Annotated in this window: 31 protein-coding genes and 1 rRNA gene; 27 read left to right on the forward strand and 5 right to left on the reverse strand. The window is 51.7% G+C overall.

Annotated elements, in window-relative coordinates; all coding sequences use genetic code 11:
• Positions 1-38: 38 nt before the first annotated feature.
• Complete coding sequence (locus tag KJS57_RS17910) at positions 39-482, reverse strand: YtxH domain-containing protein (RefSeq protein ID WP_211026066.1); 444 nt, start codon at positions 480-482, stop codon at positions 39-41.
• 204 nt (positions 483-686) lie between these two features.
• Here KJS57_RS17910 and KJS57_RS17915 point away from each other — a divergent pair, with 204 nt between their 5' ends.
• Positions 687-1,400 carry a pirin family protein gene (locus tag KJS57_RS17915; protein WP_213655847.1) on the forward strand — a complete coding sequence of 238 codons (714 nt, stop codon included), beginning with the start codon at positions 687-689 and terminating at the stop codon, positions 1,398-1,400.
• 14 nt (positions 1,401-1,414) lie between these two features.
• Here KJS57_RS17915 and KJS57_RS17920 read toward each other — a convergent pair whose 3' ends face one another.
• Entirely contained in the window at positions 1,415-1,639 is a 225-nt protein-coding gene (locus tag KJS57_RS17920) for a DUF1128 domain-containing protein (RefSeq protein ID WP_213655848.1), read from the reverse strand.
• A gap of 131 nt (positions 1,640-1,770) precedes the next feature.
• Here KJS57_RS17920 and yyaC point away from each other — a divergent pair, with 131 nt between their 5' ends.
• Together yyaC and KJS57_RS17930 are read left to right on the forward strand one after the other, a co-directional pair.
• Positions 1,771-2,310: a spore protease YyaC gene (gene yyaC / locus KJS57_RS17925; RefSeq protein ID WP_373316837.1), complete on the forward strand. Its 540-nt coding sequence runs from the start codon at positions 1,771-1,773 to the stop codon at positions 2,308-2,310.
• Between the two features lie 89 nt (positions 2,311-2,399).
• Positions 2,400-3,203 carry an alpha/beta fold hydrolase gene (locus tag KJS57_RS17930; protein WP_213655850.1) on the forward strand — a complete coding sequence of 268 codons (804 nt, stop codon included), beginning with the start codon at positions 2,400-2,402 and terminating at the stop codon, positions 3,201-3,203.
• An 85-nt stretch (positions 3,204-3,288) separates the two neighbouring features.
• On the opposite strand, the gene KJS57_RS17935 is transcribed toward KJS57_RS17930, so the two are convergent.
• A complete protein-coding gene (locus tag KJS57_RS17935) occupies positions 3,289-3,456 on the reverse strand; it encodes a hypothetical protein (RefSeq protein ID WP_213655851.1) in 168 nt (55 codons plus the stop codon).
• A 596-nt stretch (positions 3,457-4,052) separates the two neighbouring features.
• Here KJS57_RS17935 and KJS57_RS17940 point away from each other — a divergent pair.
• From KJS57_RS17940 to KJS57_RS17950, 3 genes are all read left to right on the forward strand, one after another.
• Entirely contained in the window at positions 4,053-4,712 is a 660-nt protein-coding gene (locus KJS57_RS17940) for a DUF6483 family protein (protein ID WP_213655852.1), read from the forward strand.
• An 88-nt stretch (positions 4,713-4,800) separates the two neighbouring features.
• Positions 4,801-6,021 carry a class I SAM-dependent methyltransferase gene (locus KJS57_RS17945; protein ID WP_213655853.1) on the forward strand — a complete coding sequence of 407 codons (1,221 nt, stop codon included), beginning with the start codon at positions 4,801-4,803 and terminating at the stop codon, positions 6,019-6,021.
• Between the two features lie 678 nt (positions 6,022-6,699).
• Positions 6,700-8,520, forward strand: a complete 1,821-nt coding sequence (locus KJS57_RS17950; RefSeq protein WP_213655854.1) for an O-antigen ligase family protein — start codon at positions 6,700-6,702, stop codon at positions 8,518-8,520.
• 156 nt (positions 8,521-8,676) lie between these two features.
• Here the strand turns inward: KJS57_RS17950 and KJS57_RS17955 are convergent, their stop codons facing one another.
• Positions 8,677-8,988, reverse strand: a complete 312-nt coding sequence (locus KJS57_RS17955; RefSeq protein WP_213655855.1) for a dehydrogenase — start codon at positions 8,986-8,988, stop codon at positions 8,677-8,679.
• 167 nt (positions 8,989-9,155) lie between these two features.
• Here KJS57_RS17955 and uptA point away from each other — a divergent pair, with 167 nt between their 5' ends.
• The 19 genes from uptA (at position 9,156) to KJS57_RS18045 (ending at position 24,086) form a co-directional block, all read left to right on the forward strand.
• Entirely contained in the window at positions 9,156-9,770 is a 615-nt protein-coding gene (uptA, locus tag KJS57_RS17960) for an undecaprenyl phosphate transporter UptA (protein ID WP_211026090.1), read from the forward strand.
• Positions 9,771-10,337, forward strand: coding sequence for a thioredoxin family protein (locus tag KJS57_RS17965; RefSeq protein ID WP_213655856.1), 567 nt, complete (start codon positions 9,771-9,773; stop codon positions 10,335-10,337).
• Positions 10,338-10,343: 6 nt separating this feature from the next.
• Positions 10,344-10,970: an MBL fold metallo-hydrolase gene (locus tag KJS57_RS17970; protein ID WP_211026094.1), complete on the forward strand. Its 627-nt coding sequence runs from the start codon at positions 10,344-10,346 to the stop codon at positions 10,968-10,970.
• A gap of 293 nt (positions 10,971-11,263) precedes the next feature.
• Positions 11,264-11,800: an RNA polymerase sigma factor SigY gene (gene sigY / locus KJS57_RS17975; RefSeq protein ID WP_213655857.1), complete on the forward strand. Its 537-nt coding sequence runs from the start codon at positions 11,264-11,266 to the stop codon at positions 11,798-11,800.
• A complete protein-coding gene (locus tag KJS57_RS17980; RefSeq protein ID WP_213655858.1) occupies positions 11,790-12,128 on the forward strand; it encodes a YxlC family protein in 339 nt (112 codons plus the stop codon). The genes sigY and KJS57_RS17980 overlap by 11 nt, the downstream gene beginning before the upstream one ends.
• The gene (locus tag KJS57_RS17985) at positions 12,118-12,348 is read left to right on the forward strand and encodes a hypothetical protein (RefSeq protein ID WP_213655859.1); all 231 of its coding nucleotides are present in this window, start codon (positions 12,118-12,120) and stop codon (positions 12,346-12,348) included. Before KJS57_RS17980 ends, KJS57_RS17985 begins: the two co-directional genes overlap by 11 nt.
• Positions 12,349-12,388: 40 nt before the next feature.
• Positions 12,389-12,592: a PLDc N-terminal domain-containing protein gene (locus tag KJS57_RS17990; RefSeq protein WP_247682072.1), complete on the forward strand. Its 204-nt coding sequence runs from the start codon at positions 12,389-12,391 to the stop codon at positions 12,590-12,592.
• Positions 12,589-13,512 (forward strand): ABC transporter ATP-binding protein, encoded by a 924-nt coding sequence (locus KJS57_RS17995; protein WP_213655860.1) that lies wholly within the window; start codon positions 12,589-12,591, stop codon positions 13,510-13,512. The genes KJS57_RS17990 and KJS57_RS17995 overlap by 4 nt, the downstream gene beginning before the upstream one ends.
• A complete protein-coding gene (locus KJS57_RS18000; protein ID WP_211026105.1) occupies positions 13,509-14,285 on the forward strand; it encodes an ABC transporter permease in 777 nt (258 codons plus the stop codon). Before KJS57_RS17995 ends, KJS57_RS18000 begins: the two co-directional genes overlap by 4 nt.
• Before the next feature lie 76 nt (positions 14,286-14,361).
• Positions 14,362-15,012 carry an MgtC/SapB family protein gene (locus KJS57_RS18005; RefSeq protein ID WP_211026107.1) on the forward strand — a complete coding sequence of 217 codons (651 nt, stop codon included), beginning with the start codon at positions 14,362-14,364 and terminating at the stop codon, positions 15,010-15,012.
• A gap of 83 nt (positions 15,013-15,095) precedes the next feature.
• Entirely contained in the window at positions 15,096-15,479 is a 384-nt protein-coding gene (locus KJS57_RS18010; RefSeq protein ID WP_211026109.1) for an ATPase, read from the forward strand.
• A 110-nt stretch (positions 15,480-15,589) separates the two neighbouring features.
• Positions 15,590-15,718, forward strand: coding sequence for a DUF6254 family protein (locus tag KJS57_RS26530; RefSeq protein WP_244861613.1), 129 nt, complete (start codon positions 15,590-15,592; stop codon positions 15,716-15,718).
• 215 nt (positions 15,719-15,933) lie between these two features.
• Positions 15,934-16,221: an Asp-tRNA(Asn)/Glu-tRNA(Gln) amidotransferase subunit GatC gene (gatC, locus tag KJS57_RS18015; RefSeq protein ID WP_211026111.1), complete on the forward strand. Its 288-nt coding sequence runs from the start codon at positions 15,934-15,936 to the stop codon at positions 16,219-16,221.
• Between the two features lie 46 nt (positions 16,222-16,267).
• Positions 16,268-17,722 carry an Asp-tRNA(Asn)/Glu-tRNA(Gln) amidotransferase subunit GatA gene (gene gatA, locus KJS57_RS18020; RefSeq protein WP_213655861.1) on the forward strand — a complete coding sequence of 485 codons (1,455 nt, stop codon included), beginning with the start codon at positions 16,268-16,270 and terminating at the stop codon, positions 17,720-17,722.
• A gap of 24 nt (positions 17,723-17,746) precedes the next feature.
• On the forward strand, positions 17,747-19,186 hold the full coding sequence (gatB, locus tag KJS57_RS18025) for an Asp-tRNA(Asn)/Glu-tRNA(Gln) amidotransferase subunit GatB (protein ID WP_211026115.1): 1,440 nt from the start codon (positions 17,747-17,749) through the stop codon (positions 19,184-19,186).
• A gap of 42 nt (positions 19,187-19,228) precedes the next feature.
• Positions 19,229-19,696, forward strand: coding sequence for a GNAT family N-acetyltransferase (locus KJS57_RS18030; RefSeq protein ID WP_213655862.1), 468 nt, complete (start codon positions 19,229-19,231; stop codon positions 19,694-19,696).
• A gap of 179 nt (positions 19,697-19,875) precedes the next feature.
• Positions 19,876-21,720: a DUF4097 family beta strand repeat-containing protein gene (locus KJS57_RS18035; protein ID WP_213655863.1), complete on the forward strand. Its 1,845-nt coding sequence runs from the start codon at positions 19,876-19,878 to the stop codon at positions 21,718-21,720.
• Positions 21,721-21,844: 124 nt separating this feature from the next.
• Positions 21,845-22,270 (forward strand): Fur family transcriptional regulator, encoded by a 426-nt coding sequence (locus tag KJS57_RS18040; protein WP_211026121.1) that lies wholly within the window; start codon positions 21,845-21,847, stop codon positions 22,268-22,270.
• A 91-nt stretch (positions 22,271-22,361) separates the two neighbouring features.
• Complete coding sequence (locus KJS57_RS18045) at positions 22,362-24,086, forward strand: glycosyl hydrolase family 18 protein (protein WP_213655864.1); 1,725 nt, start codon at positions 22,362-22,364, stop codon at positions 24,084-24,086.
• Positions 24,087-24,168: 82 nt separating this feature from the next.
• On the opposite strand, the gene KJS57_RS18050 is transcribed toward KJS57_RS18045, so the two are convergent.
• Entirely contained in the window at positions 24,169-24,540 is a 372-nt protein-coding gene (locus tag KJS57_RS18050; RefSeq protein WP_211026125.1) for a YgzB family protein, read from the reverse strand.
• Between the two features lie 118 nt (positions 24,541-24,658).
• Here KJS57_RS18050 and KJS57_RS18055 point away from each other — a divergent pair, with 118 nt between their 5' ends.
• Both KJS57_RS18055 and KJS57_RS18060 read left to right on the forward strand, forming a co-directional pair.
• Positions 24,659-25,537, forward strand: coding sequence for a nucleotidyltransferase-like protein (locus KJS57_RS18055; protein WP_213655865.1), 879 nt, complete (start codon positions 24,659-24,661; stop codon positions 25,535-25,537).
• A 318-nt stretch (positions 25,538-25,855) separates the two neighbouring features.
• Positions 25,856-25,980 (forward strand): 16S ribosomal RNA (locus tag KJS57_RS18060); the annotation flags it as partial.

Consider the following 25,980-nt stretch of genomic DNA (forward strand, 5'->3'; position numbering starts at 1 on the left):
CTGCCCGAGCTGGCGATTCAGGGGACAGCCCCAGGAGATTAGGAATTCAGGGAGGACCCGAATTCGCGTTTCGTTTCATCCTTGGTATTTGTCACGTCTTTCATCAAGTCTTTGGAAGTATCCTCGGTTTCTTTGGCTACGCCCTTAGCTTCTTCCTTGATGTCTTCGGACACGTCGGCAGAGGCTTCTTTGACGCTGGACATGATATTACCGGCACTGGTGCTTACGGTTTTTGCCAAATCCGTTGTTTTGGAAACAACGTTCTTAGCCAGTTCAGAACCCTTCTCGCAAGCAACGGAGGCGAGTTCTTTCGATTTGTCCGTAGCGACGCCAATTTTATCCGACAGATCGCTGCGCAACTCCCGGCCCGGCTTAGGTGCATATAACAGTGCTGCTGCTGCCCCGAGCAATGCCCCGATGACTAAACCTTTCGTAAACGTTCCACCGCTTTGTACTGGATATTCCGTTTCTGCTTTATTCATGATCGATCGCTCCTTTTTATATAGAATTGTATTGTTAAACCAATTAAAAGCTGCCTTGAAGCTTGCTTTTCTTACTTCGTAATTAAACGATACTGCTAGGCGTGAAACAAATAGTGGGTCGTATTGAATTGATTAATGAATTTGGGAAGAGGGTAAAAAATAGCAAATCCATGAAGGTTTTTATAGAGAGCGAGGAGGATTAGGATGATTAAGGTGGTTACATCGGAAGAGCGCCATACAGTGAAACAAGGTCCTGTCCAAAGCGAGTTCAGCTTTTCCTTTGCCGATTATGACGATCCCGGCAATGCCCATTTCGGCTGTCTGCTGGTATTGAATGATCATACATTGGCGCCCGGTAAGAAAATGAATGCCCATCCGCACCATGATCTGGAGATTTTAACCTATGTAATATCGGGTGAATTGGGTCATGGCGATGATTCAGGCCAAGCCCGGATTTTAAAAGAGGGCAGCTTTCAGGTGCTGAGTGCGGGGACCGGAATTAGTCATGAAGAGTATAACTCCTCGGAGTTGGAGCCGGTCCGTTACCTTCAATTGTGGTTCCTTCCCGAACGCAGAAGCTTGCCTCCGACCAGAGAGGACCTGCTGATTCCCCGTGAGTCGCGGATGGGAAGCATGGAGCCGGTCGTGACCGGGAGGGGTGGCAATGGCCGCTTAAAGATCCATCAGGACGTAGAAGTATATATCCCATTCCTACAGGACGACAGGGAAATCTCCGTTCCGACCCGGAATCGCAGGCAGCATCTGTTCGTGATCTCAGGACATGTCGAGTTTAGTTGCGGAAAACAGCGGTTTACCCTGGGGCCAGGTGATGCGGCCCGAATTCAGCGCGAAGAGGCCCTGAGCTTCCGTAAAACAGGAGAAGAGCCGTCTGAGGTCATGATTATCGATTTACCTTGACGGACTTCCGTTCCTTATTTATTGCGCAGCTTTCCAAGCTCTTGGGCCAGGGCTTCGACTTCAGAGATGCTGAGACGTTCTTTGCTTGTGACAAGCTCGTATATATCCAGAATATCGTCATATTGGTCTACATGAAAGGCAGAAGCGTTCATGGCGGCTCCGGTCGCCATTTTCAGCTTCGTTTTAATGGCTTCAATCATATATTCCACGTTTTCCTGGTTCTTTTGCGTTAAGTCCATTGTGCTCATCCTTTCTCATTACGTGTCCCGGACATTGTACCATGTTAGGGGCGGAGAACGCACACTATGTTTTGCGGTGACGGGGCGGTTTGCGGTACAATCAGGGTACCTTGGAACAGAGAGGGGGACGGTTGTCGGTGGATGAAAGCAGCGTTTTATCGGTTGAAGGTTTTAAAAGGAAAAAAGTGGCCGGCAACGAGCTTGCCGGTTTTTTTCGCGGAATCAGGACCAGGCATCCGGGCCAGGAAATTACCTTTCTATGCATAGGCACGGATCGCTCCACCGGGGACGCCCTCGGCCCGCTCGTCGGCACCCGTCTCGAAGAGAAGGGATTTACGAGCGTAATCGGAACTCTGAAATTTCCTTGCGACGCGGCTAATCTGGAAATGCGCATGTCGGTCATTCCGGAGGAACATATCATCGTGGCGATCGATGCCTGTCTGGGGTCCGCTTCCTCCGTCGGAAATTACCTGGTATCCGGACTTCCGCTCATTCCCGCCCAATCGGTCGGCACCGTCTTACCGGCGGTAGGCCATTATAGCGTGGCAGCGGTCGTAAACGTAAACGGTCCCAAGCCGTATTGGACCCTGCAAATGACTTCGCTTCATCAAGTCATGGAGATGGCGGGCGTTTTGGCGGATTCTATCGTTCAAGGTTTCAGAGGGCAGTAATTTGGCTTAAATAAATAGAATCAGAACAGATAAGAGGTACTATTGAAATGGATCAGTCCATCTTATCATTGAAGGAAAGAGGGAAGCTTATGGAGAAAGTTACGATTGACGGATTCACAATGGCTTATGAAGAACAGGGACAAGGAGAAACGGTCGTGCTGCTCCATGGTTTCTGCGGAAGTTCCGCATACTGGGAGCGGGTTATGCCTCTTCTGGCTTCCTCTTGCAGAATCATTGCACCGGATCTCCGGGGGCACGGTTCATCGGATGCCCCTATGGGATCTTACACCATCGAGCAGATGGCTGACGATGTGGCCCGGTTATTGGAAACGCTCGGTATCGAGCGCTACACCCTGCTTGGTCATTCGATGGGTGGTTATGTCGCATTATCTTTGCTTCAACGATACAGTGAACGTCTAAATGGATTCGGTCTGATCCATTCCACCGCATACCCGGATAGTGAAGAAGCGAAGGAGAAACGGCTTCAAGCGATTGCGACCATCGCGAGTGAAGGAATTACCGCATTCGTTGATGGGCTGGTTCCCGGCTTGTTCGCGCCGGATTTGCGTGATACCTTGTCTTCCGAAGTGAACCGGGTCAAGGAGATCGGTTACAAAACGCCGCCGCAAGGAGCGTCGGGAGCGGCGATGGCCATGCGTGAACGGATTGACCGCAGGGATGTCCTGTCGGCAACCGTCCTGCCGGTGCTGTTGGTCGCTGGAGAGAATGATTCGGTCATTCCGCTGCAGCGGGCATTCACGACCGAAGGGGATTCCGTAACCAAGGCCGTTATCAAGGGTGCCGGTCACATGAGCATGTATGAAGCTCCTGAACAACTGTCATCCGTGCTCAGCGACTTTTTGCACGGGATTTCCGAATCCGCACCATCCTAAGTTTCACATCAAGTAAAGAGCTGCCGGAGTTCATAGAACTCCGGTTTTTTGCATTTACTGAGCTGTCTGAGCTGATTGAGCAGACTTAGCCGACTGAGTAGACTACGCTGGCTACAGTGGCTACAGTGGCTACAGTGGCTACAGTGGCTACAGTGGCTGCACTGGCTGTATTGGCTGTATTGGCCGATGGCGGCATAGTCTCGCGTTTCGATTTCTGGCATAAAGTAAAGTTGCTTCCTATCCTAGCGGACATGAGAGCCGTTAAACCTCCCAAAAACGGGGATTTACTATCCTAAAGGACACCAGAGCCCTTATTCGTGCGGAAATTCGAAGAAAATGGACATATTCGCGTGAATAAGGTCTCCTGTGTCCTTTAGAATGCTTAGGCTGCAAAAAACAGCTAGTTAAGGCCTCTTATGTCCGTAAGCCCTTATGGTTGATCCCAAATAGGTAAAAGGACGCCGTTAGACGTTTTTCTTAATGTTAATAGCAGGAATTCAAAGTGGAGTTGGCTTGCCGCGAACCGCCTTTGCTGGAAATTGAGATAAAAATGGCTTACAATTTGATTTTGATGATCCATTAAAGTACAACCTCTTGAACAACCTCATAAATTGAAAGTTCAAAAAGTCGGCTTTTCAGCACCGAGAAGGTTGGGAGAACCCGAAGAAGGAGGAACGGAGTGTAGGCAAAACCTACATGAGTGAAATGCTTCAAAAGGAAGCATGCATCGTAAGCATCCGCTCGGACTTCGAGGATGAACGCAAGATTCGACGTCGATTTAACGACTTGAAATGCTTCGTGATCAAAAGATGACTTTTTGAACTACCTCTTAAGGAAGGGTGGGGCCGGATGCTGAGAAAAGATTACTTAGTCCGCATGATCGAAGAAATGACCGAGATCATCGGCAAAGTATTTGATCTGAAGCAGCAGAAGAAATGGATCGAAGCTTTGTGGGAGCTTGATGAGCTATATAAAAAGCAATTCCGGCTGAATTCGCGTCTTATAGGATCCCTTGGAGCAAAGGATATAGTGGAGCTGATGCGAACCGGAGGGACCGTGGAGGCGGATAAATTGCAAAGCCTGGCCCGCCTGGTGAAGGAAGAGGGAGAGATTTATAGTCAAACGGGACAATCGGATGAATCCATTTTCCGCCTGATGAAGGCATTGCATTTATATTTAGCAGCGGGACAACATGGGACAGACCGTACCCTATGGAATTTGGACGGGGAAGTCCGCGAATTGCTGACCCGGCTTCAAGGCTACCGGCTTCCTCCGGACACGGAACGGTTGCTGCTCTCTTATGAAGAAAGCGAAGGAAGATATGATCAGGCGGAAAATGCTCTCTACCGCTTGTTTCAGGATGGAGTCGCGACTAAAGAAGAAGGTATCGCTTTTTATGAGCGTTTGCTGTTAATTGACCGGGAAAGACTGGAACAGGGCGGATTGCCCGAGCAAGAAGTTCGGGAGGGGCTGCAGTCCTGGATGGCGGCGGCTCACGAAGAGAATTAAGATGCACTAAGGACTTGGCGTGCAGGCTTCTAACAGGAAAGAAGCCGCTGCCTTTTTATATTCGACATGAAAGCGAGCGGACAGAATTATGGAAGGATTACGTAATCTCATTCACCAAATATCGGAACAAGGCGGACTGATCTCCGCTACATTAAGTCAGCGCCGGAAAGCGGGAGAGGACGGATACACTAAAACCGTCATTAAGCCGGTCTTGCTGAAGGGGGCGCTGCACTACCAGTTTGCCAACCATTCCAGCAACAAGGTTGTTCATGAGAACATCCCGGCTGATTCGCTGGAAGACGGGGTGATGAAGCTGTTCGAGGAGACATTCCGACAGGGGTTGATATGCACCGCCGAAGCGGATTATCAAGTTCTGATCAGCAAGAAATATAAAGTGTCGATTTTAACGAAATCGCCGACCAAAAAGCCGGGCGTCCTCACGCATAACCGGGCTAAGCAGTACATTCTGCAAGAGGGCAAGCCTGTTCCTTTTTTGATCGAGCTGGGCATTATGAATTCCGAGGGCAAAGTGCTGGCAAAAAAATACGACAAGTTCAGGCAGATTAATCGATTTCTCGAGATGGTTCAGGATGTGCTCCCTCATTTGCCGGAGGGACGGCCTCTTACCATCGTGGATTTCGGCTGCGGCAAGTCCTATTTGACGTTCGCGCTGTATCATTATTTGTCAGTAGAACTGCGAAAAGAGTTGAAAGTGGTCGGACTCGACCTGAAAGCGGATGTTATCGAACACTGCGGAATGCTGGCGAAAGACCTGAATTATCAAAATTTACGGTTCCTTGTCGGGGACATCGCGGATTATGACGAACTGAACCAGGTCGATATGGTCGTGACGCTGCACGCGTGCGATACGGCGACCGATGCAGCGTTGGAGAAGGCCGTCCGTTGGGGGGCTTCCGTCATCTTGTCCGTACCGTGCTGCCAGCACGAATTGTTCGGACAGATTAATAGCCCGGTGCTGGATCCGCTTTTGTCGCACGGAATTCTTAAGGAGCGCTTTTCCGCGTTGGCGACGGATGCCATTCGGGCGAAGCTGCTCGATATTATGGGCTACAAAACACAATTGCTTGAATTTATAGACATGGAACATACCCCAAAAAATATTTTAATCCGTGCGGTAAAAGCCAAAACTACCGATACGGACCGGTTATGGCGCGAATATACGGAATTCCGGGATTTTCTGAAAGCCGAACCCTATCTGGAGAGAGCCTGCAAGGATTTACTTCCAGTAGCTGAGATAGCGACTGCGACTCCTGCAGCGTCTGAAGCAGGCCGGACGGGCCAGCTGTAAAAAAGAATATGTCTCATCCCGGTCAAGACGATGGGAGAAGATGAGAAGTCTTTTCCGGGATCGGTTTGCGGTTTGCGTCCAATGAATCAGGTCAACACTTTGAGTGTTGGCCTTTTTTGGTTATAGAATTAATAAGTTTTAACGTTAGCGGATTTGCACGTCAGGGGAGAACGAATAACGGGCTGGATGAGAATTAAAAAAAGCGCTGTGAACGGAGTGGAGTAAATGCGGGGAGTAATCTTTTCAAAGCTCGGAACGATATCGCTGCCTGCGGCTATTTTGATTACGTCTATCGTTGTTTGCGCTACCGGCGGAATGTTCTTTGTTGATTCCATCCACATACTTCTACTGGTTTCACTTTGGCTTATAGCAGGAGCAATAGCGGCAGGGGCAGCAACAGGATATAGGATCTCCGGAACGCTTGGATACAAGGAGTCGCTGCCCTTATCGTCGCCTTTGCCATCTCCATTACCATTTCCAACGAGGGAAAGGAATTCAATCTGGGAATTAGGGCTGGTATCCGGTCCTTTTGTGATCGCTTTGCTTTACTCTGTCCGATTGTTGAATCATCCGGTGTCTTATCAGGCGACAATGATGTCGGTTCTATGCTGGCTGTTTTATGGTTGCTTTGGGATCGCGCTGAAAAGCTTCGGCACACTAACAGGGAGCGGGCGTTTTATGGAGAGAGGCTGGCTGCTCCTTACCGGCGGGCTTGCCGTTACCTCGCTGGCCGCCGTCTACGGGGGGCTATCGCTGCCTGGCGCGATCCTGCGCACAGAAGATCGCGAACTGGCGGCGGCAGGGGCCAGGCTGGGCGGTCTATTACAGTACCCGAACACGTTCGGTGCTGTCATGGCTGCCGCGATGCTGGAGCGGCTGACCGCCTTGGCCCGCTTGCCCGGCGCGGCCTTTACACGGGCAGCAGGCTGGCGGGGTTACTGGACCGGCGTTCTGGCGCCGGTCTTCGCCCTTTGCCTGCTGCTGTCGGAATCGCGCGGCGCGCTGGCCGCCGCAGCCGCCGGTTGGGCGGCGGGCTGCCTGCTGCTGCGCGGCCGTGAACGGCTGCGCTATGCGCTGCAGTCCGGCGTGGCCGCGGGAGCGGGCGCGCTGCTCGCCGCCCAGCTCGCCGCCGCGCAGCTGGCGCCGCCGGCGCTGCCCGGACTGCTGTCGCTGGCCGCCGTACTGGCGGCCGCGATCGCGCTGTCCGGGCTGGCGGCACGCGCCGCGACGCCGGAGCGCGCCCGCGGGCAGCGCGCGGGCCACCGCCGCGCCGTGCCACGGCACCGGCGGCACCGGCGCCACGCGGCGGCAGCGCTGCTGGGCGCCGCGGCGCTTGCGGCCGGCGCCGTGCTGGCGGCTGCCGGCGGCCTGCCGTGGCGGCTCACCCGCGCCGCCACGCTGTTCGCGCGCGGCGAGCTGTACGCCGACGCCCTGCGGATGCTGCGCGAAGCCCCCTGGTTCGGGCTAGGAGGGGATGTCTGGCGGACGATGTTCCGCAGCATCCAGAGCCGCCCTTACGTGGGCAGCGAAGTGCACAGCGGCTACCTCGATTTCGCGCTGGATCTGGGCATCGTCGGCCTTGCGGTTATGCTCTGCTGGCTAGGCGTCATCGCCGCTGCCTTATACCGATCTAACCGGCGCCTCCTGCCGGCCCTTTGTGTGCTTTTGCTGCACAGCGCCATTGATTTTGATATGAGCTACGGGTTCTTTTGGCTGCTGATCTTGTGGCTGGAGGCATGGAGGGCGAACAGTTCGTCGGAGCGGCCTTCGTGTGATCCCAAGCTATTCCGATCCAATCGCCCGGGGCTTGTCCTCGTCCCTTCTCTTGTTCGTTCGCATGCCGCCCAGGCCCGCCTCCGTGCGGTGATGATGGCCTTCCTAGCGCTGGTTCTGCTGGCCGGCGGCATCAGCGGACTGCGTCAAGCGGAAAGCCTGCGCATGCAGCGCCTGGCTGCGTCAGCCTCCGAAGCCGCCCGTCCGGCCGAGGCGGTCCGGCTGCTGGAGCGGGCTGTCGCCTTGGCTCCTGCGCGGGCGCAAGCCCGCCTGGCCCTGGCTGCCGTCTTGCCTCCGGCCGAGGCGGCCGAAGTGCTTCGCCGCGGAATGGCCTATGAACGAGGCCATCCCGGCTTGGAGCTTGCGCTCGGTTTGTCCCTCGCGAAGCAGGGCGACCCCGCGGCTCTGACTCATCTCCGCCGGGCCGCGGAACTGGACCGGTACAGCCGTGCTGTGCAGACGGCCGCGCTGCGGGGAATCAGCCTGCTGGTTGACAGGCTGGACGCGGACGGCAGGACGGAACAGTCCCGCCTGGCCGCAGCCGAAGGCATAAAGGCTTACCGCAGCTATGTCCTGCTGGCCGAACGAGCTCGGGAGGGCCGCGATGACCGTGATTTCCGCCTAACCCGTGAGGCGGTTTCCCTGGCGATATTGCTGGAGGCGCGTGGGGGCGTTCCAAGTTCATATTTTCCAGAGCCAGCGGAGAGCCTTTCGGATCGCTTTTAAGAGGTTTGATTTAGAAGCGGTATAGACCTGCCCGGCATCGAAGCTTGAATTCGGCCATCGCTTCATCGGCAACCCGCTTGGTATGGACTAACCGATCATTGCCGGGCGGCCCAGCCGACTGTTCCCTGATTATACCCTCAGTACTTCCGCTATCTTTTATCCGCCGAATGCGCTTCGGAAAGCGCGGGAGAGCGTTTCGCGGTCAACCTGCCATAGCTCGGCCAGCTCGGCGCTGACCGCTTCATCCCACCAGTCGGCGAGCACCTTTCGGTTGCTGGTGTGTTCAGCAATCCACATAAGATTGCCGATCACTTTTTTGTAATAGAGCTCTTCTCCTTCTCGGATCCGTTCCTCGGGGATGTACACACCGAGCCGCTTAACTGTCCGATACAGCTCTTTGCTGCATCCGCGGCGGATTTTACGCGGCGTAGGGAGCGGAGAAGCGTGCTTTCCGGGCTTGTTATTCATGTGACTGCCTCCTTTCTCCCAACATATGCTCAGGGCGCAAGGCGGGACACCAGTCACTCTATCCAAAGTAGAATGCATGTCCCCGGCTATGATAGAATAGACTGGAGAATAGAGGTTTTTGAACGTGCTTAATATGCTTAATACGTTTAGGGAGAGAGGACTTCGCGGTGGAGTGGATTTCTAGTGTAGTTGCAACATTATTCGAGTGGATTCAGCAATTGGGGTATTTCGGCATTATGCTCGGCCTTATGATCGAGGTCATTCCAAGTGAGATCGTGCTTGCTTACGGAGGATATCTCGTTCATGGGGGACATATCAATTTTGTGGGCGCCGTGTTCTTCGGCGTCGTCGGCGGGGTGATTGCCCAGCTGTTTATTTACTGGATCGGAAGATATGGCGGACGGCCTATATTGGAGCGTTTCGGCAAATATATTTTGATTCAAAAAAAACATATCGATGTTTCCGAGGCATGGTTCCTGAAATACGGCCCCGGCGTAATTTTTACGGCCCGGTTCATCCCGGTTGCCAGACATGCGATCTCCATACCCGCAGGGATGGCCAAAATGCCGGTGGGTAAATTCCTGATGTTGACCACGTTAGCGGTCATTCCCTGGTCCATACTTTTCGTATACTTGGGCATGCTGCTCGGCGAGAACTGGGAGCATATCGATGAAAAAGCAGGTCCGTATATTATGCCGATTCTTCTTGTCGCCCTGGCCTTGTTGATTGTGTACGTGCTTGTGAAATGGTTTGGTTCTTCCAGAAAGAAAGGAGATGCCTAAATGAGCGTAAACGTAGCTTACAAATTCGGTAAAGGAATAACTCCCCGTCAATTTATGGAGGGGATGGAGCGGAACAAGGAGGCTTTCTCGCAAGGATATGAGAACTTTGCTTGGGTAAGCGATGAGGATCGCGAATTTTTTGAAAGCTTGAATTTCCGCGATGATATTCGCGTTTTGATTCTGGCTGCCGATTGGTGCGGCGATGTCGTGCGCAGCGTGCCGGTCGTTTTTCGGGCGCTTGAAGTATCGGGCTTAAAGACGGAAGTGCTGATTCTGGAAGATCATCAGGATCTGATGGATCACTTTTTGACGATGGGTGGCCGTTCCGTTCCGATCATCATTTTCGCGGATACGGGCGGGCATGTGCTGGGGCAATGGGGTCCGCGTCCTGCGCATGTACAGGCCTTGATGGTTGAATTCAAACAAGACAATCCGGACCGTGAAGCCTCGGATTACGAAGAAAAAATCGGAGTCGTCCGGAAACGGATGGCTGAAAAATATGAGGAAGGAGCCGGGGTAAAGAAATCGGTGGTTACCGAACTTCGCACACTGATCTCCGGAATGTAGGACGCCATGCTAAAGATAGAGAGTTTCTCCCTGGGACCGCTTCAGACCAATGCTTACCTGCTGCGGGGGGAAGATGAGAACCGTGCTGTGATTATAGATCCGGGGTCGAATCCGGGACCGCTGCTTCGTAAGATTGAGGGACTGGAGATCGAAGCGATTTTGCTGACCCATGCCCACTTCGATCATATCGGAAGCGTGGATGAAATCCGCAAGCTGAAGGGCTGTCCCGTATATCTTCATCCGTTGGAAAGCGAGTGGCTGACGACGCCGAAATTGAACGGCTCACTAATGTGGCCTGACGTAACAGGACCGGTCGTCACGGATCCCGCCGAATTCGATTTGGCTCAGGGACAGAAGCTCTCCCTGATTGGTCATGAATTCACGGTCTATCATACGCCGGGCCATTCGCCGGGCGGCGTGAGTTTTCTGTGCGGCAGTGATCTGTTCTCGGGCGATTGCCTGTTCAAAATGGGCGTTGGGCGTACCGATCTTCCCGGTGGCCGTGAGGTGGACCTGTATAATTCGATCAGAGGAACGCTTTTCCGGTTTCCAGATGATACGAAAGTGTATCCGGGCCACGGGCCTAAAACTACCATCGGCTACGAAAAAGCGAACAATCCTTACGTGTCCTGACGCTATCCTGACGTATAAAGTGCTTTTACAACAAATTTTTGCACAAAAAGTGCAAAAATGCTGGACAACAACGCTTCACTTTGCTAAAATCAAGTCATTAAATATTTGTAACCTTTGCGAAGCACGCAAGCTGCGGAATCATCCCGGTTTGCGTTCTTTTTTATGTATGGGTCAATAGAATGAAGGAGATCGCCGATCAGGGCGGTCTTTTTTTATTATTTTTATTTTGCTCTGAACGATTCCCTAGTCTCAGTCGTATTACATATGTTTAACGGAAGCAAAAGGGGTGTGAAATGTCACAGGAAAGGGAAAGGGCGCTGATTCAACAAGCTCAAAGAGGAGATTCCGCAGCCCTCGCATCGCTGATTCATGAGCATTATTCTTTTGTGTTTAAATATTTGGTCAAAGTATCGATGGACCCCAAAATGGCGGAGGACCTGGCTCAGGATACGATGATACGGTGCATGGAGAACATAGGGCGCTACGATGGATCATCTTTATTTTCCTCTTGGCTGATTACGATCGCTACCCGCCTGTTTATCGACAAGACCCGTCGAAAAAAACGGGAGAACAGCTGGATGAAACAGGAGGAAAACGCCAGGAGACTGCGCTGGAATTATGAGAGTCAGCAAGAGGATTGGACCGATCTGCTGGATCTCATGTCACGATTGCCAGCCGATCAACGGATCGCTATCTTGCTCAAGCATTATTACGGATATACCTATGATGAAATCGGGACGCTATTAGGCATACCTGCCGGCACGGCTAAATCCCGAGTATCCTGCGGATTGACCGAATTAAGGAAGGAGGCTGTACGGCATGAGAGATAAGGAAATCGATGACGAGTTCGAAACACGGCTTATTCAGGAGTTGTCCGGAGAATGGAACCGGATGGACAAGTTGGTTCCGCCTAGCTTGGATCTCCCGCCCTCAGCATGGGAACAAAGAATTCAAGCGGTATGGAGGGAAAAGAAGCGGACAGAAAAAAGGGAAAACCTTCTGTTCTTGCTGATTGCGCTGACCGTGATAGGTGGATGTTTGTTTGTGTACAGCTACCCCTATGTCTACGCGATTGTTCAAGGGCTTGGGTTAGCCGTGGCCGTCGGCGTTGTCGCCGTGACCGTTTTTTCGAGGAAGGGAAAACGGCATGAATTCTGAACAACTGCCTCTGTGGATATGGATTTTGGTGGCTATGCTGCTGCTTGCGCAAGGGATGTGGATATTCCAGAACGCGCGTAAGCGTGGGAAAGGCATGTCGGCATGGTTTTGGGGGATCTGGGGCTTGATCAATTTTCCAACCCCTCTGCTGGTATATTTGCTCGTCGTGGTGTTACCGGAGTACCGCAGAACGAAAAAAGGCGGCAAGCCGCCGGTTTGAGGATCTGAATCGCACTTTGCATAAGAAATGAGGAAAAAGAATGGATATTCAAATTCAATGGGGTCTCATTTTACCCGTCGTTATTTTACAGTTGATTCTTGCGTTGATCGGCTTAATCTCCTTGGCCAAAGCGGAACCCGAGTCGGTGAGAGGTCCTAAATGGGTCTGGGTTATCATCATTCTCTTTGGAAATATCATCGGAAGTATTGTCTACTTTGCTGTCGGCCGGAGGGAGCGGGGATGAGCAGACTAAGTGTTACTCAATTAATCAAGAAATTCGGTACCCGCACGGCAGTGAAGGGGATCTCTTTTGAACTGGAGGAAGGCGGCTGTACCGCATTGCTCGGCCCGAACGGAGCGGGCAAAACGACGACGCTTCGTATGCTAGCGGGGCTGCTGTCCCCTACTTCGGGGAGTGTAGCGATCGACGGAAAGGGAACTTCGGAGATCGCTTCGCGCAATCAAATCGGTTATTTGCCGCAGCATCCTTCTTTTTACGGCTGGATGACGGGTAAAGAGTATGTGGTTTATGCAGCGGGGCTGAGTGGAATGAACGGAAAGCAGGCCTCGGCTGAAGCGGACATGATTCTGGAAAAGGTCGGGCTTAAAGACGCGGCAAGGCGGCGTATTTCAGGCTATTCCGGGGGAATGAAGCAGAGGCTTGGTTTGGCTCAGGCCTTGGTGCACCGTCCCCGGCTGTTGCTGTTGGATGAACCGGTATCCGCCCTTGATCCGTTGGGCCGGCGTGAAGTGATGGATTTGCTGCAGCAGCTGCGTCAAGAGACGACGATCCTGTTATCGACACATGTGCTTCACGACGCCGAGGAGGTTTGCGACCGGATTATTATGCTCAGAAACGGGGAAATCGTTGAGCAGGGTAATATTAGCGAGCTGTCATCCAAGTACCGGCAGCCATTGCTGACAATTCAAGTGGAGAGAGATCCGGAAGGACGAGCGCTCGCCTGGCTGCAATCATTTCGGCAGAGGAGCTTTGTCAAAGAGCTGGAGCTGCGGGGAGACACAGCTTTACTTACCGTTTCGGATATGGGAACCGCACGGGAAGTCATTCTCCAGGAAGCCGGAAATCAGGTCATGCCGCTGCTTCGCTTCGAAGCCGGAGCGACTTCCCTGGAAGAAATGTTTATGAAGGTGGTCAGCTCATGAAGGTAACCTTACTGATATACCGCAAGGAAATGTTGGAGATGCTGCGCAATTACAAACTCCTGTGGATCCCGGTCGTCTTTGTGCTGCTGGGAGTTACGCAACCGTTGAGCTCTTATTATCTGCCCGAGCTGCTTCAGATGTCAGGACAGATTCCCGCCGAACTGGTGGACAGTTTCCCGGTTCCGGGGCCGTCTGAAGTGATGATTCAAGTACTCAGTCAATACAGCCTGATCGGGTTATTGTTGATCGTCATAGCCGGGATGAACTTGGTGGCGGGTGAACTTTACGGAGGAACGGCGGCATTGGTTTTGGTTCGTCCGGTCAAATCAGCCCAGTTTATCATCGCCAAATGGGCGGGGTATTTCAGTCTGGTCGTGATTTCATTTGTTCTCAGCTACGGATCGGCCTGGTATTATACTTCGCTGTTACAGGGGACCGTGCCTTGGCGGGAGGCTTTGGCGGCGGGCGGGCTGTACGTGATCTGGTTTTCATTCGCTGTATCGCTCACGCTTCTATGCAGCACGCTGCTTCGAGGCAGTGCGGCTGCGGTAGTGTCTCTGCTGGTGATAGGGCTTCTGTCGGTGGCACATGGTCTCGTTCCAACTTGGCTGGCTTGGAGTCCTGCGCATTTATTGACGGTAGCCGCCGGACATCTGGCCGAGCCGCAGGCCACGGAGAACTCTGTCGTACCGGTTGCGGTTACGCTGCTGTTATCTGTTTTGTTTATCTCTGCATCTTCCTGGAGTCTACGTCGGCAGGGCGTTTCGGATTGAACGCTTGATTTCATTCCTTTCCCCGGTTTTGTTAAGATAGTAATATCGCTATTCTTGATTGATCGGGGGCTTGGAAATGGAATATGAACTGTTATTGAGAATCCTCATTGCGGGCGTATGCGGCGTGATTATCGGTTTGGAACGAAAGAACAGGATGAAGGAAGCGGGCGTAAGAACCCACTATGTCGTTGCGGTTGGCGCCGCGTTGATGATCATCATTTCCAAATACGGCTTTCAGGATCAGATCGGCTGGGACAACCTGTCTCTGGATCCGTCAAGAATCGCGGCCGGGGTGGTTAGTGGAGTCAGTTTTCTGGGCGCGGGCATGATATTTATGCAAAAGCATACGATCAAAGGCTTGACCACGGCCGCGGGCATCTGGGCAACGGCGGGAATCGGGATGGCCATCGGAGCCGGGTTGTATTTTATAGGCATCGGGGTTACGCTGCTGATTTTTCTGGGGCAGATCGTTTTGCATGGCCGAATCAGCTGGCTGACCTCCCCTAAAACCGAACAGATCGTCATCGTACTGGAAAGGGAGCAAGGTGCCATCGAACGCATTCTGAAACGTTTGGAAGAGCATCGTGTTTCCGTGCTTGTCTTTGAGGCGGACCGCCAGGAAGAGGAGATCGTCCTTACGCTTACCGTGAAATTTAGGGCAGGGGCCACGATGGAAACTTTACTGTCATCCATGGGGGAAGATGTAAAGCGGATAAAGGTGGAATAACTCTATCAACCTGATGTTGCCCATCTCTGATTTTTTTAGTAGGATAGTAAAATAACTTATTGAATTAATCAGGGAGGTAGACGATGCTGCAATTGGGAGAAAGAGTCGTAATCGTCGGAGATGCCTTTGAGCAGAATCTTCCTGTTGGGGAATATGGGTACGTTATTGCTTACGACCGTAATCCGGATAATGCGTTTGATTACGTGATCCGTGCTCCGAAGACAGGACGTAATTATTACGTCCCTTCGAGCGATGTGGAATCCGAGGAACTGCTCCTGGAGTATGAAGCGGAGCGGACCACTCAGGAGGCACTCATCGATTACGCTCTGGCAACGCACAACGAAAAGCTGTTTCTGCATGTGTTGAATGGCGAAGAGAATGATGCGGACGAACAGAAGGAACCAACAAAGGAAGTAATGTCTCAGGCGGAGTTCATCAAGCAGGTGAACTTGCGAGCGTGGATATAAAGAGCCGGCGATGCCGGTTCTTTTTTTTGCTGCTGCGAATGAATCGTTACGATAATCAACAATCTAATAACTGTAGTACATGACGTTAATTCCAGAGGAGGCTACCTTAAATGAGCCAGCAAAAGCGCAGAAAAGAAGCAGCTTGGAAGGCCCGCAAGCAGGAGCAGCACCCCCATGGTAAAATCAACTCGCTGAAGAAGCTCTCCGACGAGTATGATGCGGAACATACTACAACTTAAGCTTAACCCCAAAGCAAAAGGCTGCCGATTTCATTCGGCGGCCTTTTGCTGTTTCAAGACGGGCGAGGCTAGGTAGAATCCGGCGGCTTTCGTCTTGTTTCGCGTTAATGGATTGAACTCCATCCCATTCTACAATATAATTTTATTCATCCGAATCGACATGTTAGAATGGACAAGTTAAGTCCCTCAGGGGAAACGAAGGAGGAAAGGGCAAAATGAGCATTCAGGTGAAGGACGTCGAGCATGTGGCCAAGCTGGCCCGGTTGAACTTGACTGACGAAGAGCGGGAAATGTTCACGGAGCAGTTGAACGCTATTTTACAATATGCCGAAAAATTGAATGAGCTGGATACGGAAGGTGTGGAGCCGACGACGCATGTGCTGCATATCAGCAATGTGATGCGCGAGGATGTAGTGCATGAGAGTCTCCCGCAGGAGAAAGTATTCCGGAATGCGCCGGATGAAGAGGACGGACAATTCAAAGTGCCGGCTGTACTGGAATAAATGAGGAATATCATTACTTTGCACAATTTGAAAGGAGGACGCGGTTGTGACGCTGTTTGATTTGCGATTGCAGGAAATACATAATCGGCTCAGCAAGAAAGAGTTGTCTGTCACCGATTTAGTCGGCGAGGCGTTCGCCAAAATCTCAGAACGGGATGAGCGTGTCGGCGCCTATTTGACGCTGAATGAGGAAGGGGCTCGCGCGGAAGCGGCGAGACTCGACAATAAACTGGCCGGAGGGGAGGCGCGCGGCTTGCTGTTCGGCCTTCCGGTGGGCATCAAGGACAATATGGTGACCGAGGGGCTGCGGACGACGTGCGCAAGCCAGTTCTTAAGCAATTATGATCCCATTTACGATGCGACGGCGGTAGCGAAGCTTAAGCAGGCGGAGGCCGTGACGATCGGCAAACTGAACATGGATGAATTCGCCATGGGCGGCTCCAATGAAAATTCCAGTTTCCATCCGGTGCGCAATCCTTGGGATTTAAACCGCGTTCCCGGCGGATCCAGCGGAGGTTCGGCCGCAGCAGTTGCCGCGGGAGAAGCCTACTTTACGCTGGGCTCCGACACGGGCGGTTCCATCCGTCAGCCGGCCTCCTATTGCGGCGTCGTAGGCTTGAAGCCGACTTACGGTCTAGTATCCCGTTACGGTCTGGTAGCCTTTGCTTCCTCGTTGGATCAGATCGGACCGATTACGAAAAACGTCGAAGATTCCGCCTATGTGCTGCAGGCCATCGCTGGCCATGATCATAAGGACTCTACGTCTGCGAATGTCGATGTGCCGGATTATTTGGCAGCTTTAACAGGGGACATCAAAGGCCTGCGGATCGCGGTGCCGAAGGAATACCTGGAAGGCGTCGATCCGCAAGTGAAGGCTTCCGTAATGGAAGCGCTGAAGGTGCTTGAGGGCATGGGGGCTGTCTGGGAAGAAGTGTCCTTGCCGCATACGGAATATGCGGTCGCGGCTTATTATCTGCTTGCTTCTTCGGAAGCTTCCTCTAACTTGTCGCGTTTTGACGGCGTTCGTTACGGCGTGCGCTCGGACCATGCGGGCAACCTGCTGGACCTGTATCTTGAATCACGGAGCCAAGGCTTTGGCCCGGAAGTGAAGCGCCGGATCATGCTGGGAACGTACGCGCTTAGCTCCGGTTATTATGACGCGTATTATTTAAAAGCTCAGAAGGTTCGTACGCTGATTAAGCGCGATTTTGACCAGACATTCGAAAAATATGACGTCATTATCGGACCTACAGCGCCGACGACCGCTTTCCAATTGGGATCGCAGGTTGATGATCCGCTGACGATGTATCTCAACGATATTCTGACGATTCCGGTCAGCCTGGCAGGGGTTCCGGCTATCAGCGTTCCTTGCGGATTCGCGGACGGACTTCCGGTCGGCCTGCAAATCATCGGCAAGGCGTTCGACGAGAGCAGCGTGCTTCGTGTAGCTCATGCGTTTGAAGCTCAAACGGACCATCACAAACAACGCCCGGCGTTGTAATGAGTCATATATAGGAGGGTCAACATGTCAACATCCAAATATGAAACAGTGATCGGGTTGGAAGTGCATGTGGAGCTGCATACGAAGACGAAAATCTTCTGCGGCTGTTCCACGGAATTCGGCGCTCCTCCCAACAGTCATACCTGTCCGGTTTGTCTTGGACATCCGGGTGTACTGCCTGTGCTTAACCGTCAGGCTGTAGATTACGCCATGAAGGCGGCCATGGCGCTGAATTGCGAAATCGGCGATGTCAGCAAATTCGACCGCAAAAACTACTTTTATCCCGATTCGCCGAAGGCTTATCAAATCTCGCAGTTTGATCAGCCCATCGGAGAGAACGGCTATATCGACATTGAAGTCGACGGCGTGACGAAACGAATCGGAATTACCCGTTTGCATTTGGAGGAAGACGCTGGCAAGTTGACACACGTCGACGGCGGATATGCTTCCCTTGTCGATTTCAATCGGGTCGGAACACCGCTCGTTGAAATCGTGTCCGAGCCGGATCTTTCTTCGCCGGAAGAGGCGCGGGCCTATCTTGAGAAGCTGCGGGCCATTATGCAGTATTGCGATGTTTCCGACGTGAAAATGGAAGAAGGCTCGATGCGCTGTGACGCTAACATCAGTCTTCGTCCTCAGGGCCAGAAGGAATTCGGTATCCGGGCCGAGTTGAAGAACATGAACTCCTTCCGCGGCGTAGTGCGCGGATTGGAGTATGAGCAATACCGGCAGGCGGAGATTTTGGACGACGGCGGGCAGGTCGTTCAGGAAACGCGCCGTTGGGACGAAGCCCAAGGCAAAACGTTCTCCATGCGCGGCAAAGAAGAAGCGCATGATTATCGTTATTTCCCGGATCCCGATCTGGTGAAGATCCATATCGACCAAGATTGGAAGGACCGGATCAGAGCGTCTATTCCGGAATTGCCGGATGCGCGCAAAGCCCGGTACGCCTCGGAATATGGGCTTCCTGACTATGATGCTGGCGTAATTACGTCTTCCAAGCCGCTGGCTGATTTGTTCGAAAGCAGCCTCGGTTATACCAAGGATGCGAAGGCCGTATCCAACTGGATTATGGGCGACCTCCTCGGTTATCTGAACAGCAGCGGGTTGGAGCTTGCGGAAGTGAAACTGTCCGGACAAGGCCTCGGCGAAATGATCAACTTGATTGAAAAAGGTACAATCAGTTCCAAGATTGCCAAGACCGTCTTCAAGGAAATGCTGCAAAGCGGGAAGCTTCCGCAGCAGATCGTCGAGGAGCAGGGATTGGTCCAAATTAGCGATGAGGGTGCTATTTTGGCGATCGTTAAGGAAGTTGTAGCGAACAACCCGGCCTCCGTTCAGGATTATAAAGCAGGCAAAGACAAGGCGATCGGCTTCCTGGTCGGCCAGGTTATGAAGCAGAGCAAAGGGAAAGCCAATCCGGGACTTGCGAACAAGCTGTTGGTTGAAGTGTTGAAGGACTAATCTCAAACAAATGGGAGAAGTTTTCCCAAGGGGGAAACAGGGATGATCGAAAGATTGTCACTACAAGACCATGATATGGTGGAACAGTTGTGGAGTTTGCAGCATGTAGCCTACCGTTTGGAGGCGGCTGCGATCGGTTTGAAGGAATACCCGCCTTTGCCTGAGACATTCGATTCGCTGCGCAGCAGCGTGGGTGAGGATTTTTACGGCGAGGTTTCTGCGGACGGGGAACTGCTTGGGGCGATTGTCACAACCCCGGCAGCCTCCCCGGCCTGCCTTGAGATTAGCCGGCTGATGATCCATCCGGATCACTTGCGGCAGGGAATAGGGGCTTCGCTTCTGAAATATGTGATCGATCACCATCCCGATATCAGGTCATTCGTTGTTACCGCCGGAACGCTTAACGTACCGGCGGTCTCCCTATACCGGAAATTCGGTTTCTTGCCCGGAGAGAGTGTCACCTCATCCACGGGCGCCGGCCTCACGGTTTTTCGTTATCATCGGCCATAGAGAACAGGCACACCTCGATTAACCTTTCGGGTTAAGATGAGGTGTGTTTTTTGTTTATTCGTTGACGATGGAGCCGGAGTCCAGTTCATTCCATTACGAAGTAATCAATAATGGGGTATTATTATACTATTGAAAAATCTATTAGTATGGTGAAAAACTCTACTAGTCTGAGAAGGGAGATGGCGGAACTGAAAACACCCCTGAATTTGCAGGGCAGACGGGCCCTGCAGCTCGCAGCTCGGACCAAAGGCTTCCGGCCAAGAAGGAGAAAGCGTAAGTTCATAGCTTGCCTGCTGGCAGCCGTTTTCCCCGGCTTGGGCCATCTCTATCTGAAAATGTTTTTGAAGGGCGCGGCTTTGATTTATTTCGTCCTGCTGGATGCCTCTGCGCTAATTTATTTTTCTTCGGTTCGATCCGGGATTAATGTTCCTTTTTTGATCTTATTAGGCCTGCTCATTCCAATAATCTATTTTTATAGCATTTATGATGTTTTGCAATCTACCGATGTGATCAATGCGAAGATTAAACGGTCGGCGTCCGGGGAAGAAGCGGAACCCTCATTTGACGCCAACGGGACCCAAACGGGCACCGGGGCACGAAAAGGCGTATTAGCCGGCATCCTGCTGATATGCGGTGGGGCTGTTATTTTCCTGTTTCGCCAGAAGCCGCCTTGGCTCGAAGGATTTATACATTGGTCCGCTGGATACACCGTATCGGGAGCTCTCATACTGACGGGAGCGATACTGATCTGGCGGGAGAGCCGTCGACATATTATCCGGACCGGACGCTTTACAGCTTCCGCATTGATTATCGCAATCGGGATCTTGCTGCTAATTGACCGGGTTTCGGGACATGATCTGATTTGGCTGTTGCCGAAGTGGTGGCCGATTATTCTGGTGGCGGGCGGAGTAGAGCATATTATTGTGCTGATCTGGAACCGACGACATACATTGCGGCCTGAGCGGCGGATGCGTGTGGATCTAAGGGGGTTGCTGCTGTCGGTATGCATCGGATTGTCGGTCTTTGCCGTAACCCAGCAGGAGCAATATTTACACTTGTGGAATCGGGTCAGTCTGGATCTGGCGGCGGCCGGATCGGATTTCAGCAGCGAGGAAGGTTTTCATGTGGAGAAGCCCGCTCTGGAGGTTCCGATCGATCTGGATACCGAACAGATTAAAATCGACGGCGTAAACGGTAATATCGAGGTCAGACGTGCAGAGGTCGAAGGCGTGATTATACGGGCTACCGTATGGGTCGACCAGATTCCGATGGAAGAGGCCGAGCCGGTTGCGGAGGAGACCTCCATCGATACGTCGGTAGGCAAAGCGCTGGCCGTTACGGTAAAAGATCGGACCTATGGAGCCTCGGGCAAACGACACCCTCGTGTCAATTTAACCGTTGTGTTGCCGGAAAACCGGTTCTTGGATATCGATATCAGTACTTCCAGCGGCGGAATTACCCTGACTGGCGTGCAAGCGCTGAAACAGATCAAGCTGCAGACGGGTAACGGGAATCTGCGGATGTGGGATGTAGTCGGTGACGTATCCGCCAAGACTTTAAACGGGGATGCGGAATTATACCGGATCTTTGGCGACGTCAATGTGGATACCCAAGGCGGCAACCTGAAGGCCAAAGGAATCAGCGGCAATGCTTCCCTTTCCACGATGGTCGGCGATATTTCCCTGGTTAATGCGCAAGGAGACATCAAAACGAGCACCAAGAACGGTAATATTAAAGTCGACGGCGCGCCGGCCGCATTGCAAGCCGAATCGCTTAACGGGAAAATTCAAATTTCCGCGGATCAAATCGGCGGGGATTGGAGCGTATACAGCGCGGTGGGCGAGATGCAATTGGAGCTTCCCGACATGGGCGATTATAAGCTTGAAGGTTCCAGTGGTTATGGCGATATTGTTACCGATCTGCCCTTTATCGTGGAAAATAAAGAGATTAAGGGTGTTTTGGGCAGCGGGGAATATCAGATCAAGGTTGACGGCAACAGCAATCTAATTGTGACCAAAAGCTGAATTCATACAAATTGTAAATAATCCGGCCTTGTACAGGTTGTTCGTTCGTTGACAAAAGAAATATGATAAAAGTACAATGAAAATTGTAAGGATTCTAATCTGTATTTTTAAGGCGGTGGACATAATGGCTACTCGCGTACAGCATGCGCTTGATCAGTTGAAAAACAACGGTGTACGCATTACGCCGCAGCGCCATGCCATTCTAACGTATCTCTTGGAGTCGATGGGACACCCGACCGCGGATGAAATTTACCGGGCCTTGGAGCCCCGTTTCCCAAATATGAGCGTGGCTACGGTATATAACAATCTCAAAATGCTGATTGAAGCGAATATGGTCCGGGAGCTGACTTACGGCGATAATTCCAGCCGTTTTGATGCCGATGTATCGGATCATTATCATATCGTTTGCGAGATGTGCGGCAAGATTAAGGATTTCTCATATCCTTCCTTATCCGATGTAGAGCGTAAAGCGGAGGAAATGACCGGTTTTGTGGTCCATGGACACCGTTTGGAGCTGCACGGAGTTTGTGAAACCTGCCGTAATCAATAATTTTAAATGACCTGCGGGTTGTGGGAAACGTGCGGGATTCCTTCGGGAATTCTTCACGTTTTTATTTTTAAGGAGAGAGGTATGGCTGTCGATGAGTAGAAGAGAGGTACATGCTAGACACAGGCGCAAGGGCCGCGGGAAATGGTGGCTCGCGCTGATTGTTATTGTTGCCGGAGCGTACTGGTTTTCTTCGCAATATTTACCGAACCGCGAGCATATTGATCCCGAGTGGAAGGGCACTTATGATAAACCTGTTTTTATAAAGGGAGAGATTTTGGACGGAACGGCGATCGGTCAGGGAGACGGACTAAAATTGCCGCTTCCGATAGTACAGTCAGTTGTTGACCCCAACATTCGCTATGAGCAGGACAGTCAGACGGTGATTTTGACGACCCCGAAGAAACTGGTATTGCTAAAAACGGATGAGAAGACAGGGAAAATCAACAATAAGCCGGTGAGTTTGCGGTTTGCGCCTGAGGAAAAGGATGGAGTCCTGTATCTGCCGGCTCATCTGCTCGAAGAGCTTTATGGTATGGAAATCCATGAAGACGCGGGTTCGGGCTCTGTAATTCTTATGAAGCCGGGAGAAAGTCTGGAGCATGCCAGCGTAAGGGAATCTTCGCGAAAAAAAGACTTTACCGTTCCACTGCGTGAAGACGGCAGCATTCATTCTCCGATCCTGGAGGATATGAAGCCGGGAACGAAGCTGCGTATTTTGGATACGATGGACGATTGGTATCATGTCCAGCTTTATAACGGATATACGGGTTTTGTAAAACAAAAGGATACGGTTGCGGGAGAGAACAGAGTTGTTCCGGAGCTTGAGCCCGTACTATCGCCTGCGAAGGAGAAATGGCATTCCAAAGCGATTAATATGACTTGGGAGGCAGTTTATCAGGTTGCGCCTAAGCCTTCCTCCATTGGAAAGCTCCCCGGTGTCAACGTGGTCAGCCCGACCTGGTTTTCTTTGATAGACGGTAAAGGCAATGTCAAAAGCAAGGCCGATCCTGCTTACGTTAAGTGGGCGCACGGGCAGGGGATGCAGGTATGGGGATTGTTCAGCAACAGCTTCGAGCCCGAATTGACCACTGAGGCGTTGTCGAGCTTCGAAAATCGGATGACTACTATTTTGCAGATGCTTCACTATGCTCAGCTCTATGATCTGGATGGCATCAATATCGATTATGAGAATGTCCATACAAAAGACGGGCCGAATCTGACCCAGTTTATGAGGGAATTAAGACCGCTTGCCATGGAATACGGGTTGGTGGTATCCATCGACGTAACGCCGAAATCAAACAGCGAAATGTGGTCGGCCTTCCTGGACCGCAGGGCGCTTAGTGAAAGCGTCGACTATATTATTTTGATGGCCTATGACGAACACTGGGCTGCGAGCCCTGTTTCAGGTTCCGTTGCTTCACTGCCATGGGTGCGGTCTTCCGTCACCCGGATTTTGGAAGAGGATGATGTATCCCCTGACCAGTTGATTCTTGGGATCCCGTTATACACGCGGGTGTGGACCGAAACGGAGAAGGATGGACAAGTCGAAGTTAAATCCAAGGCCATCGGCATGAAAAAAGCACAGGACATTATTAAAGAAAAGAAACTCAGTCCGAAGCTTTCGGAAGAAACCGGCCAGAATTACGTGGAATATAAGGAGGACGGCGCTCTGAACCGGATTTGGCTGGAGGATGCTGAGTCGCTGACCCGCAGGGTCGATCTGGCCCAGAGTCTCGGTTTAGCAGGTGTCGCCACATGGACGCGCGGATTTGCCTCCGAGCAGGCATGGGAAGTACTGAAGGAGATTTCTAAATAAATGAACAAAAAAACGGAAGCACAAGGAGAACTTGTGCTTCCGTTTTTTATTTGGCGTGAAACGCCGGACGATTTGGTTCGGTTTAACTTTTTGCTGCAGCATTCTGCTCTTCCACTTCTTCGGCCGTAATTGTGGCATGCGTTGGATCCAGCGTCAAAATCGTCTTGCAGAACATGCAACGGTCCGTTTTGCCCAGCATCTTCGTCAGCTTGCGGCATTCGGGGCACTCCAGCTGGACGGCGGAGGTCGACAGCATGCCGGCCCAGAAATAGATCGCTAGACTGGCCATCATCGCAACGAGTCCAATTACCAGTCCTACTCCGGCTACCACTTTTCCGGATTGGCCCCAGAAGACAATTCCCGCTGTGCCGAGTACCATCAGACCCATTCCTGCCATCGTCAGCAGCAAGCCCCATAATCGAAACTCATTGATTTTACTGGATTTGAAGAACATGTCGGATATACCTCAATTCTAAAATTTATTCTATGAAAAATGGAAGAAGGAAACTTCATGGAAGCGTAGAACTATATTATAACGAATTGGCAGAAATACGCCAAGGCAGGAGGGTAACGTGGAGCCAACCTTTTTTTCATTTACGAATAAAGAGAAGAGCAGTCATCAGGCGATTGGAGCGGTCGGTTATCGTCATGCCGGAAACTCTTTTAACGGTTCGCTTTTGCATGACTTCGAGCTTCTTGTGCTGGTGATTTGCGACGAAGCCGCCATTACTGACCTTAGGATAGAGCATTGTATAAGCGGAAGCATTCAATACCAAATGCGTTACATTGGAAAAGAAAATTTGAAACAGTGGGTAGTTGCCGGTGAAAACCGAGAAATCGTAAAGTGCTTCCTGCATGGAGAAGTTATTTGGGATGTGGGTGGAGAGGTGGCCAGACTGCGTAACGAACTGACCGGTTTCGGGGACAGTATGAGAGAGCGGCGGAAGCTGAAGGAGTTTGCCGGGTTCCTCCGTACTTACGTAGAGGCTAAGCAGTACGCCCAAGAAAAGGACTTTATGGACGCATACTACTCCGTGCTGCAAACGCTCAAGCATTATGCGCGCATTGAGTTGATCGATCAAGGAATCGTTCCGGAGAGCAGTGTTTGGGATCAGCTCCGTTCGTTAAATACGGTGGCTTATAAATTATTCGACGAGCTTGCGGATAGTAAGGAAACTTTAGAACAGCGAATTGAATTGGTGTTGCTCGCCTGCGAATTCTTTGTCATGTCCCGGATGGAGGATTGCTGTTCCGTGCTGTTGAGAGCTTTGAGGAGCCGGAAAGAGGCCTGGAGTATTCAGGAATTAATAGCTTTACCTGAAATGGCTCATGTTAAGGAAGAACTGCCAATGGTCATTAGGAAATTGGTCTACAGATCTCTGGTTAAACAAACAACGTCTCTTACGGGGGATAGATGGGGCGAGACTCGCGAAATCCGGTACTGGGCTTGAGTGTAACCGAGTGCAATATTTTCCCATTTTAATTTTGTGCAAAAGTGGTTGACTGCTAAGTTCATTCTGTGATAAATTAGATCTCGCCCCTGAAAGACAAGGTGCTGATAAAACAAGTCGCCGATCACACGATCGAAAAACTTGAAAAAAAAGTTCTTGACTTAAACGAGGCAAACATGGTATATTATAAAGGTCGCTGCTGAAACAATGACAACGACGAAATGAATGAAGTTGATCTTTGAAAACTGAACAACGAGTGAGTATTAAATAGAGAAATTAATTTTTCTCGTCAGTTTCAAAATGAGCAAGTCAAACACTTTATTGGAGAGTTTGATCCTGGCTCAGGACGAACGCTGGCGGCGTGCCTAATACATGCAAGTCGAGCGGACTTGATGGAGTGCTTGCACTCCTGATGGTTAGCGGCGGACGGGTGAGTAACACGT

This window comes from Paenibacillus vini, from assembly GCF_018403325.1.
GTDB classification, from domain to species: domain Bacteria; phylum Bacillota; class Bacilli; order Paenibacillales; family Paenibacillaceae; genus Fontibacillus; species Fontibacillus vini.